Here is a 17,636-nt window from a genome sequence, read left to right as displayed (position 1 = left end):
CCAAAATCTCAATTCAATTGTCTAAAGGGTGCTCAGTGTTTTGGACTAAGAGACTAGCAATTGATAGCATTGAGTCACGAATTGAGCTGGCAGCCCTCACAGCTTGTCAAACCTGCGGCATCCAAGTCAAAACGATCGCAGGCGACTGCATCGCCAAAGCCAGGGCGAGGGAATTTCTGCCCTTAAACAAATCCTCTTTTGTAACGGACGATCGAACAAACACCCGCCCGAAACGCATTCCCCAGGCTAACAGTACCGAACCCAGCACCAGCGTCACAAGTATTTCCGTCAACTCAAAATTTTGTTGCTTAAACTAGGGTTTTAACATTTATGCGATCGTCCGTGGGGAAGCGGAGGAGGAGGAGAGTGGGGGAATGGCAGCATTTTTCTTTTGCCTCCTGCCTTCTTCCCTCTTTCTTCAACCACACCTAAAATTGGCAAAATGTCAAGGGATTTTATCGACTTTTCCCCACTTTAGCCACCAAGTCCCAAACAAGATTTAGCGCCGGAAAAAATCCCCCAAATTTCTTGCCACAAACGGCCACATCGGTTGTAATATAGATGTAAGTCACAGCCCGTTAAAGTAATCAACCAACAATTAAGCCGCTCAATATATTCACGCTCCAACGAGCGATGAGTTGTATTGAGCGTGCCTATTAAGGAGCGATCGAAGCTCGTCAGACACCCCAAATATTCAGGAAGAATCATGCCATCAAGATCCGCCAACGATGTAGACGTAGCAGAGCAATATTGGCACTACCTAGAAATATCCAAGGTTGCAACTATCTTAGAAACCAACCTGGAAAGCGGTTTAGAACCGACAGAAGCCAACCATCGCCAACAGAAATTCGGGCCCAACGAACTAACGGTTAAAGCAGGGAAACCAGCCTGGTTAAAATTTATCCTGCAATTTAACCAACCCCTCCTGATCATCTTGCTGAGTGCAGGTTTAATCAAAGCAGTGATTGGAGAATGGCTAAACGCTAGCGTAATTTGGGGCGTAACAACCACCAACGCTACTATTAGTTTCATCCAAGAAGCTGGAGCCGAGAAAAAAATTGAAGCCCTAGCCCAAGCTGTCACCACCGAAGCCACAGTCATTCGGGGCGGCAAAAAATTAAGAATTCCCTCCAAAGAACTCGTAGTCGGCGACTTAGTAATCCTGACTTCCGGCGACAAAGTACCGGCAGACTTGCGCTTAGTGAAAGTCCGCGACTTGCAAATCGACGAATCGGGACTCACCGGGGAATCTGTTGCGGTCGAAAAAGAATTAGGACAGTCTGGAGACATAGTTCTGCCAAAAGAAACGCCACTAGCAGAACGGGATAACATGGCCTATGCCGGCAGTTTTGTCACTTTTGGTCAAGGTAGCGGCATCGTAATTGCGATCGCCAATAAAACCGAAACCGGCAAAATCTCCCAACTATTAGATCGCCACATCGACCTCACCACCCCCTTAACCCGCAAATTCAACCAATTCAGTCAAAACTGGCTGTTATTCGTGTTGGGAATGGCAACCTTGACCTTCGCCGTCAGATTGGGACGGCCAGTCCCTGCGGGGGTTTCAGCCTTTAAAGAAGCAGTCGAACCCGCTGTCGCCCTGATTGTCGGCGCAATTCCCGAAGGCTTACCCGCCGTCATTACCGTCACCCTAGCCGTAGGCGTTTCCCGGATGGCAAATCGCCACGCGATCGTCCGCAAATTGCCCGCAGTGGAAACCCTCGGCGGCGCTACAGTCATCTGTTCCGACAAAACCGGAACTTTGACGGAAAACCAAATGACGGTGCAAGAAATCTATTCTGGTGGCGAATCCTACTCGGTTACGGGTACGGGATACAGCCCCGAAGGTGAAATTCAACTCAACCAACTGCCAATTACTGTCAGCCAAACTGCAACTTTGCAAGAATGTTTGCAAGCTGGACTCCTTTGCAACGACTCTCACCTGGAATTCAAAGACGATAATTGGATTGTCGTCGGAGATCCGACAGAAGGAGCGTTAATTGCTGCGGGCAAAAAAGCTGATTTGAGCCAGCAAATTTTGTCCAAGTCAATGCAGCGGCTGGATTCAATTCCCTTTGAATCTCAGTTTCAATACATGGCGACGCTGCACCGAACTCCCAGTGGCAAAATTTTGTACGTCAAAGGTTCCGTAGAATCAATTCTCGGCCGCTGCGGTTCCAGTCTCGACACTCAAGGAAATCCGGTAGAAGTCGATCGCGAACAAATTCACCATCAAGTCGATGAAATGGCAAAGCAAGGCTTGCGCGTCTTGGCTTTAGCGAAAAAGCCAGTACCCCAAAGCCAAAATTCCGTCGATCACTCGGATTTGGAGTCAGGGCTGATTTTCTTGGGACTGCAAGGCATGATTGACCCGCCGCGGGCAGAAGCGATCGCAGCCGTCCAAGCTTGTCAAACCGCCGGCATCCAAGTCAAAATGATTACCGGCGACCACATCGCTACAGCCAAGGCGATCGCCCGCCGCATGGGATTCCGCAAAACGAAACACCACAGAGAACTTGTAGCCTACACCGGCGCTCAACTCGCCGAAATGAGCAAGCAGGAACTCGGCGAAGCCGTAGAAGCCGGCTCAGTTTTTGCCCGCGTCGCCCCCGAACAAAAACTCCGCCTCGTAGAAGCTTTGCAGCAAAAAGGCGAAATCGTGGCGATGACGGGAGACGGCGTTAACGACGCGCCGGCGCTGAAACAAGCGGATATCGGCATTGCGATGGGTAGCGGTACGGAGGTTTCTAAGGAAGCCGCGGACATGATTCTGACTGACGATAACTTTGCGTCGATCGAATCTGCTGTCGAAGAAGGGCGATCTGTTTACAAAAATCTGCTCAAAGCAATTAGCTTCATTCTCCCAGTCAACGGCGGGGAGTCAATGACAATTTTGCTCAGCACGCTCCTAGGTCGAGAATTGCCGATTTTGTCGCTACAAATTCTCTGGCTGAATATGCTCAACTCCATCACCATGACTGTGCCTCTGGCTTTCGAGCCCAAGTCAGCGGGAGTGATGAAACAGCAGCCCCGACCGGTAAACGAAGCTTTTCTCACCGGAAATCGGATCAAGCGGATCATCGCTATTTCTCTTTACAACTGGACTCTGATTTTCGGAATGTTTGAATGGGTGCGCCAAGCGGATTGGGGAACTTTGGCACTGGCCCGCACGATGGCGATTCAAGCTTTGGTAATGGGGAGAATTTTTTACCTGTTGAGTCTCAGCCAGTTGTTGCCTTCTTTGATTGCTAAGTTTAGCGGTTCTAAGGAAGAAGTTAGCGGCGCTCCCGCTCTCGGTGTGGGAATTGTCCTGGCGGTGATTTTGCAGATCATCTTTGCTAATTCTCCGTTTGTCAATCGCATATTTGAGACGGCTCCGATGAATCTGGATCAGTGGCTGATTTGCTTCGGCGTAGCCCTACCGATGATCGGTGTTGCTCTCTGGGTCAACCGCTTTGACCCGCCCAACTAAGTTGCTGCACGAAGAAAGTGCGATCGAACTTGTAGGTACTGCCACCGATTAGTAATTTCGGGTGTTCAGAAACCCGGTTTCTTGAAGAAACCGGGTTTCTCTGTTTTACAGAAATCGAACCTGAAAGCCCGCGTCATATCATATCCGTTAAATTACTTACGATTAAGCGCCAATTTTAGTCCACCACTGAAAACCCATTAACCCTTTGAAAACAGCAGTTTCGTAAAGCCTTAATTATTTCTGTATAACATACTACAATTAATCCTTAAAAAAGTAGAGAGATATTAACAAAGTAAATGTGCGCTGGAGGCGATATTTGTCGCTTATTGACAAGAGATTTGAATGACCCCCGATCTTTCTTCGCTACAACCTTTGCCCAGCGAGTCTTACTTTGAACCAGTTTTGATAAGCAAACCCGATAGCTCTTCCCAACGGCTCCTTATCGAGAGCGCCGTCCCAAAAGATTTACTTATCAATCGAATTTAATAATTGTTTTATAATTTCCGCAAGAGTACGGTAAGCTAATAACGAAGCCAAGAAAATGTACGGCTCGCAAAAAGTGAGTTCAGACAACTCGGCCGATCGAAATATCGATATTAATCAAACCAGTCAAATCAGCAGGGATAGTTTAAAGACTTATACTAGCTATAAATCTTTTGCTCCCTCCTGCCAACCAGCGCTCAAAACAGTTAGCTAAACCCAATTAGCGAACAGCAAAAAAGCGCGTTGATAACCTTCAGTGAATGTTGTTACAGAAGATTATGAATTGCAGCGAGGCTAGGCTATGACAAGATTTTCAGATGAATTTTCTGCGCTTTCTCGGCGTAAATTTATCATCAAAGCAGGTGCATCTGCTCTGGGTTCAATACTGCTCAAAGGTTGTTTGGGAAATCCCCCAGAACCCGGTGCAACTGCCGGTGCTGACGGCGCAATACCCGCAGCTACCTCAGTAGTGGCTGTTGCCAACGAGAAAAGAGTCGAAGGAATTGAAAGCACTAAAATCACATTGGGATACATCCCGATCGTCGAAGCAGCACCTTTAATCATTGCTCAAGAAAAAGGCTTTTTTGCCAAATACGGCATGACTGAGGTAACAGTTGCTAAGCAAGCCAACTGGGGATCTGCCAGAGATAACCTAGAAATTGGATCGGCAGGCGGCGGCATTGACGGCGGCCAGTGGCAAATGCCGATGCCTTATCAAATTAGTCAAGGTCTGATCACCAAAAACAGCGTCCAAATCCCCATGTATGTTCTAGCCCAGTTGAACACTCACGGAAACGGAATTGCGATCGCGGCCAAACACCAAGGCAAAGGCCTCGGACTTAAACTAGATCAAGCGGCCCAAGACTACATCAAAGGCCTCAAACAAGCAGGTACTCCCTTCAAAGCAGCCTACACCTTCCCCAAAGTCAACCAAGACTTTTGGATTCGCTACTGGCTGGCAGCTAACGGCATCGATCCCGACATAGAGGCCGAGTTGCTAACAGTACCCGCGGCCCAAACCGTCGCCAACATGAAAACTGGAAGTATGGACGCTTTCAGCACCGGCGACCCCTGGCCGCTGCGGATTGTCAAAGAAAACATCGGCTTCATGTCCGCCCTCACCTCCGAAATCTGGAAAGCACATCCAGAGGAATATCTAGCAATTCGCGGCGACTGGGTAGACAAACACCCCAAAGCCACCGAAGCTTTACTCGCAGGACTAATTGAGGCGCAGCAGTGGTGCGACAAGCCCGAACATCGAGCCGAATTAGTCGCCATTACTTCTGGAAGAAACTTCTTTGACGTATCTCCGACGGTTTTGACGCCTCCTTATCAAGGCAATTATGTTATGGGCGACGGCAAACCAGACATCAACGACTTCAAGATGAGTCCGCTGTACTGGAAAGACGACATCGGCAACGTTTCCTATCCCTACAAGAGTCACGATTTGTGGTTCTTAACCGAAAGCGTGCGCTGGGGTTTCCTGCCGACAAAAACCTTGGCAGACAAAAAGACAATCATCGATAAAGTCAACCGAGAAGATATCTGGAAGAAGGCAGCTAAATTAGCCGGAGTTGCTGATGCTGACATTCCGAAAAGTACGTCTCGCGGCGTTGAAAAGTTCTTTGACGGCAAAGAATTCAACCCGGAAAATCCCGAAGCTTATCTCAAGAGTTTGGCAATTAAAAAAGTGTGATGGGGTCTTAGCTTCCCATAATTTAGTCTCGAAATTTAGTCTCGAAAATACACAGCACCAGAGATAGGAGATTAGCAGCATGGCTGTAAGTACAAGTCGGAGAGGCGGCAATGCACAAGGAGCATTTGGCGAGTTTTGGAAGAAGAATTCCCCAAATATCTTGCCGCCAATTTTGGGAATAATTGGATTTCTGTTAGTTTGGCAATTCCTGTCGAGCATCGGACTGATCAAACTGCCGGGACCGATCAGTGTTTGGACTGACGAACGGACGCGGATATTGTTGCTGTATCCTTTCATGAATTCCAAAACCTACGGAATCGGCTTGTTTTGGCAAACTTTGGCTAGTTTGGAACGGGTGGCAAAAGGCTACACTCTAGCCGCTGCTGTGGGAATTGCTGGGGGTGTTTTGGTAGGTACAAATCCGCTTCTGAACAAGGCTTTAGACCCAATTTTTCAGTTTTTGCGGATGGTTGCGCCTCTGGCTTGGGTGCCAATCGCCCTGGCTGCGCTGCAACAAAACGAACCTGCTGCTTTGTTCGTGATTTTTATCACTTCAGTGTGGCCGATTTTAATCAACACGGCTGAAGGTGTTCGCCAAATTCCCGACGATTACAACAACGTGGCGAAAGTGCTGCAACTTTCTCGTCAGGAATATTACATGAATATTTTGTTTCCGTCGGCGCTTCCTTATATCTTCACAGGATTGAGAATTGCGATCGGTTTGGCTTGGCTGGCGATTATTGCAGCGGAAATCGTGATGTCGGGGATTACGGGTATCGGCTTCTTTATTTGGAATGCTTACCAGCAAAACTACATCAGCGAAATTCTGTTAGCTGTGTTCTACATTGGGGCTGTTGGTTTGTTGCTCGATCGCATGATGGCTTGGTTGCAGCAAAAGATTGCTCCCCCTCAAGGAAAGTAGCTAATTCGATGGTTTAACAGTTGACGGTTGACTGTTGACTGTTGACTGTTACAGGAAGTACGAACTCCGAGACTCAGAAACCTGTTTGTCAAACTATTGTTGAGGGATTAAACAAAGTATTTTGGTTAGTTTAAAGACCAGTTTTAGGCATCCAGGAATGTATTAACTATTAGCTGTTATATGTTAACAGCGAACAGTCCACAGCAAACAGCGAACAGTCCACAGTCAACAATCAATATCTAGCGAAATAACAAACCTACAAACAAGGCAAGAAAATCATGTCTGTTTTGATTGCAGTAGAACAAGTCGGAAAAGTATTTAATTTAACAGACGGCGGTACATACATAGCCCTCAAAGGCATCGACTTAGAAATTAAAAAAGGAGAATTTATCTCCTTGATAGGACACTCAGGCTGCGGTAAATCTACGCTACTAAATATGGTGGCAGGTTTGGATCTGCCAACAGAAGGATTGGTGACAATAGAAGGACAAAGAATCACCCAGCCCGGCCCCGATCGCATGGTAGTATTCCAAAACTATTCCTTGCTACCTTGGCGGACGGTCAGAGAAAACATTACCCTAGCCGTAGACTCGGTAATGAGCGGCTTACCCAAAGCCGAACGCCTCGAAATCATTCAAAAACACATCGACATGGTGGGCTTGACGCCCCACGCCGAGAAACAACCCGCACTGCTGTCGGGCGGACAAAAACAGCGCGTGGCGATCGCCCGTGCTCTGGCCCTGCGCCCCAAACTGTTACTCTTAGACGAACCCTTCGGCGCTTTGGATGCTTTGACTCGCGGCAACTTGCAAGAAAAGTTGATGGAAATTTGCCAAGAGTACGAAATCAGCGCCCTGATGGTAACGCACGACGTGGATGAGGCCGTGTTGCTGAGCGATCGCATCGTCATGCTCACCAACGGCCCAGAATCGAAGATTGGGGGCATTCTCGAAGTAGACATCCCCCGCCCCCGCAAACGCATGGAAGTAGTCTCGCACCCCAGCTACTACGCTCTACGCAGCGAAATGATTTACTTCCTCAACCAGCAGAAGCGCGTCAAAAAACTGCGGGCGCGGAAAGTACCCGCGATCGCCCGCCACGGCCTAGAAAAAGTCAACCTCGAACTCGGCTTTATTCCCCTCGCAGCCTGTGCTCCCCTCGCTGTCGCCAAAGAAAAAGGCTTTTTTGCCAAGCACGGCCTCGATGAAGTCCACCTCGTGCGGGAAACAAGCTGGCGCGGCATCGTAGACGGCATCGCCGCAGGTTACTTAGACGCAGCTCAAATGCCCTCTGGGATGGCGGTGTGGTTGAGCTTGGGAGGCCACCAAGAGAAGCCGATTCCGACGGTTACAGCCCTCACCATGAGCCGCAATGGCAACGGAATTACCCTCGCGAGGCGGTTTTACGACCAAGGGATCTACACTCTGGCAGACTTTAAAAAAATGCTCCAGAGAACGCCCGCGCAAACGCACCGCATGGGCATCGTCCACCCTTCTTCGATGCACAACCTGTTGCTGCGTTACTGGCTGGCTTCCGGTGGCATTGACCCGGATCGCGATGTGTTGCTGAAAAATATCCCACCGGCTCAGATGATCGTTGACTTGCAGGGCGGCACTATTGACGGTTTCTGCGTCGGCGAACCTTGGAACTTGCGGGCATCGATGGAAGGAGTCGGCTTTACGGTGGCGACAGATTTGGAACTGTGGCCCGGACACCCCGGGAAAATTCTCGGAGTTCGGGAAGACTGGGCAAATGCTTATCCCAACACTCACATTGCTCTAGTCAAAGCTTTGCTGGAAGCTTGCCAGTATTGCGCCGATCCAAATCACGCCGCCGAGGTTTCGGAAATTGTCGCGGGAAGGGAGTACGTCGCTACTGATAAGAGTTACATCCAACTCGGCGACCCGCAATCAGTTGCTTGCAACCTCGATACTCCGATGCGGGAATACGCCCACCACTTGTTTTCTGGAGAGGGGGTGAATCGCCCAAGCCGCACCGAACAACTGTGGCACATGGTGCAGATGGCGCGCTGGGGCGATACTGTGTTCCCGCGCAACTGGGTGGAAATTTTGGAGCGGGTGGTACGAGTCGGTGCGTTCAGCACGGCGGCGCGAGAGCTGGGGATGGCTGATATTAATTACACTCGCGGTTCTCTCAGCTTGTTTGACGGCTCGGTGTTTAATGCTGACGATCCGATCGGCTATCTCAACAATCTGGCGATTAAACGCGATTTCACGATGGCTGAAGTTGTACTCGATTCCGGCCGCCGAGCTGCTTAGAGCGGTTTTAATTTCGATAAAAAAAGGGGAATTGCTAATTGTTAGTTGATTATTTTTAGCTGTTAATTGTTAATTTTCAACGGCTAATTGCTAGTTAGTAATTCCCTCTTTATGACCTCGGTGACATCCGTTAAATCAGTTGCCTAACTTCCTTCTTATACTGGCAAATCACCCACTCACAATTTCCTAAACCCATGCTCAACACCACTAAAAACCAGACGAACACCAAAACTCAAATCCAGCAGGGAAAAGGCCGCCGCCAGCCTTTTTTGGTGATGGACAATGTTTACAAAGAATATCCAAACGGTTACAGGGCTTTAGAAAACGTCAATCTGACGGTAGCTGAGGGAGAGTTTATTACTCTGATCGGACACTCGGGCTGCGGCAAATCAACACTGTTAAATATGGTGTCGGGTTTTAGCCATCCGAGCCAGGGCACCGTGACGATTAACGGGCAGCGGATTACGAAGCCGGGCCCCGATCGCATGGTGGTGTTTCAGGGTTACGCTTTGCTACCTTGGCGGACGGTGTTTGAAAATGTTTATCTGGCGGTTAATGCTGTATTTCCGAATAAGTCTAAGGTAGAAAAAAATGCGATCGTCAAAGAGCATTTGGCGATGGTGGGATTGACTGAAGCTGCTGAGAAAAGACCGCCGCAAATTTCGGGGGGGATGAAGCAGCGAGTTTCGATCGCCCGCGCCTTGGCAATTCGCCCGAAAGTGCTGATTTTAGACGAACCTTTTGGTGCTCTGGACGCAATTACTAAGGAGGAATTGCAAGAAGAGTTGCTGAAAATCTGGAACGATCACCGCTGTACGGTGTTGATGATTACTCACGATATTGATGAAGCGCTGTTTTTGGCCGATCGACTTGTGATGATGACTAATGGCCCGTCGGCCACAATTGGCGAAGTTTTGGAGATTCCTTTCCCGCGTCCGCGCGATCGGGTTCAAATGATGGAAGATCCGGAATACTACAATTTGCGGAACTACGCCCTAGATTTCCTGTTCCGTCGCTTTGCACACGATCACGATGCCTAATCGGTTGGGAAATCAAAGTTAAACACGAGAATTATGAGACTTCTCGAACAAGTTTAATTCTTGTGCGGAGTAGGGGTTGGGCATCCTGCCGGCCCAAGACGAGCTTTTTTGCAGAAGTCTATTGAAAAGTTTAAGCCCCAGTGTTCCCCGATGTCAGGGGAACATCGCTGCGGGCGCAATTTTCCCGATCGGGTTGGGTAAACTGAAGCTTAATGGTGGACGAGAAGTTTTTTCGGACGTTCGGATCTTTTTCCGATATTTTACGTCTACCAGCCAAGAGACCCGATTGCCTAGCTGTCGGTAAGCTGGCATGAACAGAGCCCACCTTCGATCGAGGGTGGGCTTCTTCTTGATGTTATTAACCGTTTGTGGGCGATCGGTGGTTGGTGCATTCCACCCTTGGAACTGGCACATAGTGGGACGTTGATTAGTGTTTGATGAATTAATGTTTTTGTCAAAATAGCGGTTTCCAGTTGAGTGAAGTACAGATACTCGGGTATGGAAACGCCTGATCCTAAGTCCGGCGCGGGGTTCTGTGACTTTTAACAATTGGTATAAGACTGATGATTTTAGCCAGACTTTTTTAAATTTGTATTACTCAGGTTTGCACGGAAAACTCCTCGGGGTCAATGTCCCAATTTACCCAGCGAATTGCTTCTTGAGCCGTTAGCGAAGCCCTCGAAGAGGATCGCACATCAGGCGGCACGCGCAAAGCGTGAATGTGTCCCGTGCTCGGACAAGTCATTTTTAACAAATAAACTGGCTTTGCATTACCCACCCAATCAAAATCATCGTCAAACTCGATGCTTAATAGAGTGTATTCTTGCCAACTATCTAATTCTGTCACCTCTAATTCTTGACAAATGCGATCGTAAGTAATTCCCTGAATTAACGCGCGCCGAACTTCTGCATTCTGTTCCTTCAACACCCACTTAGACTGCCACTCGTGCGGGTGCAGCCTGCCGTACCATTCGGGTAAAATCACGCCGTGATAGGCGTAAATCGAAACACCGTCGGCAAATTGTACCGCTGGTTTTCCTTCGGCGTGCAAGCGGTGGTTGCTGTCAACAGAAAGTGCGATCGGCTTGGAGCAGACAATGCAAACCTTGTCATAAAGATAAATCCAGCCGCAATCCCGGACAATCGATTGAAAAATAATCCAATTTCTGCCGTAAGAATGAGGTAAATTTAGAACCGAAATGCAGAAATCCAACAAACTCCCATAAGCAGCCCACAATTCTGGTTGAATGCAATTACTGAGGTGTTTTCCTAATGTTGGCCGGATTTCTCCACTCCGCTCATCGATCACCTGTTGCGGTGGCAATTGGCTTGATATTTCGCCAGCTAAATAATTTCGCTCCGGCTCCCACAATTGCGTTTTCAGTTGAGTATAAAGTCGTTGTTCCAGTTGAGTTGGCAGTTGGTTTTGCAGTTCGGTTTCTAGTTGGCTTCCCAAATAACCCCGCAGTTGTTTTTCTAGCGGGCTGCGAAGTTTTGTCTCGAATTGGCTCCGCAGTTCGCTGCTGGGATTGTCAAATCGACTGACGATTAGATCCGCAGCTTCGTAGGGGCGATCGACAAAAATGATTTCCGGTGCTTTTTTGCCGATCGCACTGTAAGCCGATTTAATTGTTTCCTCCGCTTGCGAGCGATTTATCGAACCAGTGGAAAGCGAGATCGCTCTCCACTTTTCCCGATAAACTGGAATCAAAGCTGCTTGTTCGGGCGTTAGTTTTTTAACCTGAGTCTGCGACATACCTCCAACCTTGCGGCTCATATTCGCGCTGAATTCGCACCATCCAATTACCTTCGGGAATTGCGATCGCATGGTGTTCTTCGTGACTCAATAAAGCTGTCGGTGAAAGCACCCGCAAGTACAGAGTGCCGTCTTTTTCGTAGAGTTCAGCTTGTCCTTCAATAATCTGGTGAGAATGTCCGGTGACTTCACCTTCGGCGAGAGTTAGGTGAGGTTTTTTTTCTCCTTCGATTTTCGGTACGGGGGTGAGAATTACGTCGCCTTGTCGGATGGGTTGCATAGGTTTTTTCTAAATTTTGTTTGCTGGTGTCGGTTGATCGAGCTTTTCTACCGCAACTCTATATTACATTTGTACTACATAGCTGTCAAGACCCACAAACCAGATTCCATAACTCTTTGCTGCACTGACAGACTTTATCTTGGAAGGTGAAGGTGCGATCGCAAACAGGAATGCTACAGTAGATGCCAGTTTCGAGAAAGTTTTAGGTTTGAATGCCTACCTACGCGCAGCTAGAGGGTTTGTATCGAATCAGTGATTACTTGACATATTTGGCATTGCAACCTATTCACCTCGTTTGTGTTGACCAGAGAAGCAAAAACTTGTTTGTATTGGCTACATATGACGAGAAAACTGAGATTAAAATTGCTCCAAATGGGGAGGTGTTTTAATGAGCCAAGTAGATTATACTGCAATGTCAGATGGAGAATTGAAGCGTTATTTTATTAAAAATTGCGGGGATAAAGCTGCACTGCAAGCCTACTTAGACAGGCGGAAAAAGCGATCTAATTCAATCATAACGAAAGTGGGAGATTTGGATTTCGATAATAAGATTGAGGCAGCCATTCGCCAGCAAATGAAAGACGAGAAAGATTAGTCTTGTATCCTAACAATATATTTATAAATGGGGGAGCGATCGCCCAAGCCACTTTTTCTCTAAACCGCAGAAATCCCGCGCCGAAACTCCTTAACTGCTTCCACCCTAGAAGCCATCAGCAAGCAGCGAGACAGCAGGTTGATGTCTAAACCGGGCAGAACTTCGCTTTGGTCAATTTTTTCATATCCGTGCGATCGCAAATGATACAGGCCAAATACTCCATCCTCCCAAAACCAAACTTCGGGGACTCCCAAGGCTTGGTAAGGATTCAACTTGCTTTCGTTGCCGCTAGTAAATAAAACTTCGATCGAGAGGTCTGCAATACCTCCCGATCCTCTGCCAATTAAGTAAGATTGGTCTGCTTGTGCGGAGGCTTTTCCTTCTTTTTCCTGGGTAAAGCTTCCTGTGGTAGTAAAATCGATTTCTTTTTCTACAAAATACGTACCCACCAACAGGGCGATGACACCGCTGAAGACTTCATCTTCTTGCGAAACTGCCAAGATTTCTACCTGACCTTTGAAATAAAAAAGTCGGATGTCGGGGGAATCACAAAACCCCTGCTCGATTAGCTTGAATTGTTGCCAATCAATCCCGGAGTGAATTCAATAAACGCTGGTCTTTTGGTTTGTCTAAGGTTGCAGTCATGGCACGACCTTCTTTAACTATATTTATAGCAATTTGAATTCACCCAAGTTTGCCAGCACATTTGTATGTTGCGTCTGATCCAAAAAACCTGTTTAAATCGAAAGGATCGATAGTTGACGCAGCATACAAGTTGATTTAACTATTAAATTATCCTTGAAATGTGGCAACGGAAACCCGATCGCGCCCTGCTTCTTTCGCCCGATAAAGCGACTCATCGGCCATCGCAATTAGCTCCCCCGGCTGCGACTTCGTTTCCGGAATGCAGCAAGCTACACCCAAACTCAGCGTCACATATTCGCTGACAGCAGACTTAGCGTGAGCTATGTGCAAACCCCGCACCTGTTGTGCGATCATTTCAGCTACGCAAGTCGCACCTTCAATATCCGTATTCGGCAAAACTACTACAAATTCTTCTCCACCGTAACGCGCGACTAAATCTGCCGCTCGCTTTACCGAATGCTGGATCACCGCCGCCACTTGCCGCAAACATTCATCCCCCGCTTGGTGACCATAAGTGTCGTTGTAAAGTTTGAAATAATCAATGTCGCACATAATTAAAGACAGCGGTGCTTCTTCCCTCGCCAAACGCCGCCATTCCGTATCAAGGTATTCATTAAAAGAGTGGCGGTTTCTTACCTCAGTCAAACTGTCGTAATTTGCCAAATAATGCAAGGCTCGATTCACTGTTTCTAACTGCTGTTTCTGCTGCAGCAACTGACGGTTGAGTTCCGCCAACTGCTGTTCGGCTGAGTGCGAGCGCAACAAATTTCTCACCCTCGCGAGCAATTCCCTATCGTCAAAAGGCTTTGAAATATAATCGTCAGCACCCGCATCCAAACTTTCGATCCGAGATTCCATCCCCGATCGGGCTGTCAAAAAGATTACCGGAGTAGATTTCAATTCTGGCGTGTTCCGAATCTCCTTGAGCAAATCCAGCCCGTTTTGTCTGGGCATAACTTGGTCACTAACAATCAAATTTGGCTGCAAACTTTTGGCTTTTTCTAAACCTTCAACCCCGTCACTCGCGACGGCGACTCGATAGTACGGACTTAATAAAGTTTGGAGGTAAGCCAGCAGAAAATTGTTGTCTTCTACTACCAGCAACAGCGGTAATTCTCGGCTGTCACTTGTTAATTCTTCCAGATGATTTTTGTCGTCAAAACTGTTAGGTTTCGGCAGCGCAGCCTGGGGTGTAGTCCCCCGGACATTTCCCGAACCCCACTCTCCAGAGCCGAACCCCGTCAGTCCAGCCAATTGGGCGATCGCGCTCACCAACTGATTCGCTTCCACCGGCTTCGACAAATGCCTCTGAAACCCCGCCTCCAGCGCTTCGGCCGAATCTTCTTCCTCAATACCTCCCGTCAGCGCCACGGCCGGCAGCAGTTCCCTGTGCTCGGACATTTCCATTGCTCTGATGCGGCGGATCAAATCGCAGCCGTCGGCTCCCGATACCGCCATATCGCTCACCAACACGTCGGGTCGCGACTGTTGCAACTCGGCCATCGCTTCGCAGGCACTACCCACCGCTATTACCTTGGCTCCAAATGCTTCGAGGCCAGTTTTAAGAAATTGCCGGATTTCGGCGCTGCTTTCCACCACCAGGACTTCCTTTCCCGCTAGGGGTTTGGAAACCGATCCGGGTTTGCTTTCCTTTTGGGCGATCGCAGCAGTGCGATCGTCGGGTGCATTTTTGTTGGCGCTCGGTAGCAGTACCCCAAAGGTCGCCCCCTGACCCAGGCCGGGACTCGAAGCCCAAACACTTCCCCCGTGCAGTTCCACCAACTGTCGCACAATTGAGAGCCCGAGCCCAAGCCGATTTTGTTCCTTGTTCTGGAAGCTGTCTGCAGGGCGGAAGTAGTCAAAGATGTGCGGCAAAAATTTGGGGTCGATGCCGCAACCGCTGTCGGTGACCCGAATCAACACGCCCGACTCAGTAGGCTTGATCCGCACTTGAACTGGGTATGGTGTCGATTCTGGGGTGAATTTGATGGCGTTGGCTAGGAGGTTCCAGACTACTTGCTGCAACCGTTCTGCATCTGCCAAAACGTAGCTGACGGCGGGGTCGAAATGTTTTTCTAGGCGGAGGTTTTTAGCATCGGCGGCGGGACGGAGGGTGTCGATCGCAGATTCTATGATAGACGGGAGGTGAACTGGGCCGATGTTGAGGCACACTTTCCCCCGCAGCAACCGCGAGAGGTCGAGGAGATTGTCTATTTGACGGTTTTGTAATTTGGCGTTGCGCTCGATGATTTCCAAAGCGCGGTTAGTGGTGGCTTCGTTTAAATTGCGCGATCGAGCTAGCTGCGCCCATCCCAAAATCGCACTCAGGGGCGATCGCAGTTCGTGGGAAGCGATCGCCAGAAATTCGTCTTTTGCCCGGTTGGCTTCGGCTTGGGCTGCTTCAACGGCTTTGCGATCGGTGATGTCGAATCCGATCGCCAAATACTGACAGGGTTTTCCCTGGCAGTCCAACAGTGGAACTACTGTTGCGTACACCCAATAATCACTTCCATTCTTGGCTTTATTGTGAATGTCTCCTTGCCAAATTTCATTTTTGGCAACAGTTAAGAGCAGATTTTTGATTATTTCCGAAGATTTATATTCCGAATGGAGGATGCCGAAGTGGGAGCCGATTAGTTCGGCCTGGGAATAGTTGGAGATGGAGCAAACTCGTTCGCTGGCATAGTTGATAATTCCTCGCGCGTCAGTCCTCAGCGCCAGTGTCGATCGGTCGAGCGCTCTTTTAAAATCTAAACATTCTTGTAGCGACCAATCTAGTTCTTTTGTCGTAGAAAATTGACCGAGCCGATCGGGCGCGTTGTGTTGCTGGCGATCGGGCTTATCCTTACTCCGTTGTTGGATTTCCATTGCTTCTATTTTCCCCTGACGGCTGACACCTAATCTACTCGCATCCTGATTCATTATCACAATTTTCTTTCCCGCACCGGCGGGTGTAATATTTTGTATCTCTTCATCTTCCTGAAAAATTGGCAGGTACCACATCCACTCGGGAGTCAACTCAATTTTTGTTTATAGTTGCCTAAAGTTTGTCAATCTGAGGACTGATTTTTTCATATCTAGCCGATCATCGGCTGCTGGCTGATTCCTTTTTATCTTTTATCTTTTCTCTTTTACTAGGGGGAATTACTGAGAAATTTATGGTGTCGATCACACACCGACAGTTGCATTCTTGTTTGAAACTGGTATCATAACCGTCAACTTTTTTCTCACAATTACTCCTACTATCTGGCACAAAGTCTCGTCTTCAGCAGGCTTTCGGGTCTGTGACAATCTGCCTCATCTGCACTGAAGGAGATATATGTGCAGGGCTAGACATTTCCCAAATCACGGGCCTGTTAAGGCGCACAAAGTCCGTGTCTGGCGATCGTCCCTAACTTCTTTTAAATTATTTTCTTCAACATCTTGACAGCTCTGTATATTTTTTGTATTATCAAATGTAATATGGTTTCCGAGAATAGAACCGGCCAACTGCCTTGACGCACTCAACTATTAACAATTTGAGGAAAATCGTCTGTGAATTTAGACGCTGTACGCGAGCAATTTGAACAAAGAGCCTTTGATTATGACGGCTTAATTCCCCGCCTCATTCTGCGCTATGGCGAGCAACACGATGTAATATTGCAGTTAATCCCTTCTGAAACTAAGGGTAACATAAAAGTTCTGGATTTAGGCGCGGGAACTGGCATACTGTCGGCTGTGATTCTGTCAGCATTTCCTCAAGCAAAAGTTCTAGCCTTTGACATGGCCCAAAATATGCTGAAAACTTGCCAAACTAACTTGTCCGCTTTCCGAGAACGGCTGACCTTGCAGCAAGGAAACTTTGCCGAAGATGATTTCGGCAGCGGTTACGATTTGGTAGTTTCAGGCTTGGCAATCCACCACCTCGACAGCCCAGGCAAACAACAGCTATTTCACAAACTTTTCCACTCGATGAATCCCGGGGGAATCTTGCTAATTCGAGATATTGTGACAGGTGCTACTCCCAGACTGACTGAGCAATACGAACAGTTGTGGCGGCAGTACATGAAAGCTAACGGAGAAGACGATGCAGCCTGGTTTCAGAAATATCAAGAAGAAGATATTCCCTCCTCTGTGGAAGAGCAGACAAAGTGGCTTGCAGAAGCTGGTTTTGCCGACGTAGGATGTCACTGGCGGTATCTCAACTTTGCTATTTTTGGCGGAGTTATCCCAAGGTAGAAGGCATTAGACAGAATGCCGAGTTTTTGCTAATTATAAAAAAATAAAGCTCGTGAAAAATCGCCGCTCAAACACTTTTTGAGTCCCGGAGGCAGGACCTAATTATGTAGGGACTTAAGGGCGAGCTTTCCCGCTATAATTCGCGCGTAAGACCCTTTTCTACGTCCAGGAATCATTTTCCGAAAACCTGTAAGAGCGGGTTCACTCAAGAGCCCTCTGGCAGTGCAAACATATTCAATAAACCCGCTCC

Annotated in this window: 14 protein-coding genes; 8 read left to right on the top strand and 6 right to left on the bottom strand. The window is 48.2% G+C overall.

Annotated elements, in window-relative coordinates:
- Positions 1–106: 106 nt before the first annotated feature.
- A complete protein-coding gene (locus tag QUB25_RS18185) occupies positions 107–292 on the bottom strand; it encodes a hypothetical protein (RefSeq protein ID WP_333062671.1) in 186 nt (61 codons plus the stop codon).
- Between the two features lie 414 nt (positions 293–706).
- On the opposite strand from QUB25_RS18185, the gene QUB25_RS18180 reads away from it, so the two are divergent.
- From QUB25_RS18180 to QUB25_RS18160, 5 genes are all read left to right on the top strand, one after another.
- Entirely contained in the window at positions 707–3,472 is a 2,766-nt protein-coding gene (locus QUB25_RS18180) for an HAD-IC family P-type ATPase (RefSeq protein WP_333184827.1), read from the top strand.
- Positions 3,473–4,256: 784 nt separating this feature from the next.
- Positions 4,257–5,651 (top strand): CmpA/NrtA family ABC transporter substrate-binding protein, encoded by a 1,395-nt coding sequence (locus QUB25_RS18175; RefSeq protein WP_333184824.1) that lies wholly within the window; start codon positions 4,257–4,259, stop codon positions 5,649–5,651.
- A 79-nt stretch (positions 5,652–5,730) separates the two neighbouring features.
- Positions 5,731–6,573, top strand: a complete 843-nt coding sequence (ntrB, locus tag QUB25_RS18170) for a nitrate ABC transporter permease (protein ID WP_333062675.1) — start codon at positions 5,731–5,733, stop codon at positions 6,571–6,573.
- Positions 6,574–6,851: 278 nt separating this feature from the next.
- Positions 6,852–8,852, top strand: a complete 2,001-nt coding sequence (locus tag QUB25_RS18165; RefSeq protein ID WP_333139583.1) for a nitrate ABC transporter ATP-binding protein — start codon at positions 6,852–6,854, stop codon at positions 8,850–8,852.
- Positions 8,853–9,046: 194 nt separating this feature from the next.
- The gene (locus QUB25_RS18160; RefSeq protein ID WP_333184820.1) at positions 9,047–9,892 is read left to right on the top strand and encodes a nitrate ABC transporter ATP-binding protein; all 846 of its coding nucleotides are present in this window, start codon (positions 9,047–9,049) and stop codon (positions 9,890–9,892) included.
- A gap of 153 nt (positions 9,893–10,045) precedes the next feature.
- On the opposite strand, the gene QUB25_RS18155 is transcribed toward QUB25_RS18160, so the two are convergent.
- The 3 genes from QUB25_RS18155 to QUB25_RS18145 all read right to left on the bottom strand — a co-directional run bounded on the left by QUB25_RS18155 (position 10,046) and on the right by QUB25_RS18145 (position 11,928).
- Positions 10,046–10,306 carry a hypothetical protein gene (locus QUB25_RS18155; RefSeq protein ID WP_333038768.1) on the bottom strand — a complete coding sequence of 87 codons (261 nt, stop codon included), beginning with the start codon at positions 10,304–10,306 and terminating at the stop codon, positions 10,046–10,048.
- A gap of 184 nt (positions 10,307–10,490) precedes the next feature.
- Positions 10,491–11,648 (bottom strand): DUF6745 domain-containing protein, encoded by a 1,158-nt coding sequence (locus QUB25_RS18150; protein ID WP_333184817.1) that lies wholly within the window; start codon positions 11,646–11,648, stop codon positions 10,491–10,493.
- Positions 11,629–11,928, bottom strand: coding sequence for a hypothetical protein (locus QUB25_RS18145; RefSeq protein WP_333184814.1), 300 nt, complete (start codon positions 11,926–11,928; stop codon positions 11,629–11,631). Before QUB25_RS18145 ends, QUB25_RS18150 begins: the two co-directional genes overlap by 20 nt.
- Positions 11,929–12,140: 212 nt before the next feature.
- Here QUB25_RS18145 and QUB25_RS29845 point away from each other — a divergent pair, with 212 nt between their 5' ends.
- Entirely contained in the window at positions 12,141–12,317 is a 177-nt protein-coding gene (locus tag QUB25_RS29845; protein ID WP_445251962.1) for a DUF6888 family protein, read from the top strand.
- Positions 12,317–12,523, top strand: coding sequence for a DUF6887 family protein (locus QUB25_RS18140; protein ID WP_333184812.1), 207 nt, complete (start codon positions 12,317–12,319; stop codon positions 12,521–12,523). Before QUB25_RS29845 ends, QUB25_RS18140 begins: the two co-directional genes overlap by 1 nt.
- Before the next feature lie 59 nt (positions 12,524–12,582).
- On the opposite strand, the gene QUB25_RS18135 is transcribed toward QUB25_RS18140, so the two are convergent.
- The gene (locus QUB25_RS18135; protein WP_333184835.1) at positions 12,583–13,059 is read right to left on the bottom strand and encodes a Uma2 family endonuclease; all 477 of its coding nucleotides are present in this window, start codon (positions 13,057–13,059) and stop codon (positions 12,583–12,585) included.
- A gap of 256 nt (positions 13,060–13,315) precedes the next feature.
- Positions 13,316–16,171, bottom strand: coding sequence for a diguanylate cyclase (locus tag QUB25_RS18130; RefSeq protein WP_333184810.1), 2,856 nt, complete (start codon positions 16,169–16,171; stop codon positions 13,316–13,318).
- Between the two features lie 531 nt (positions 16,172–16,702).
- Between QUB25_RS18130 and QUB25_RS18125 the strand changes: the two genes are divergently transcribed.
- Positions 16,703–17,386: a class I SAM-dependent methyltransferase gene (locus QUB25_RS18125; RefSeq protein WP_333184807.1), complete on the top strand. Its 684-nt coding sequence runs from the start codon at positions 16,703–16,705 to the stop codon at positions 17,384–17,386.
- Positions 17,387–17,636 lie beyond the last annotated feature (250 nt).

Origin of the sequence: Microcoleus sp. B3-D7 (genome assembly GCF_036705305.1) — a bacterium.
GTDB lineage: Bacteria > Cyanobacteriota > Cyanobacteriia > Cyanobacteriales > Microcoleaceae > Microcoleus.
The sequence above is the reverse complement of the archived record's forward strand: the minus strand, read 5'-3'. Positions and strand labels throughout refer to the sequence as shown.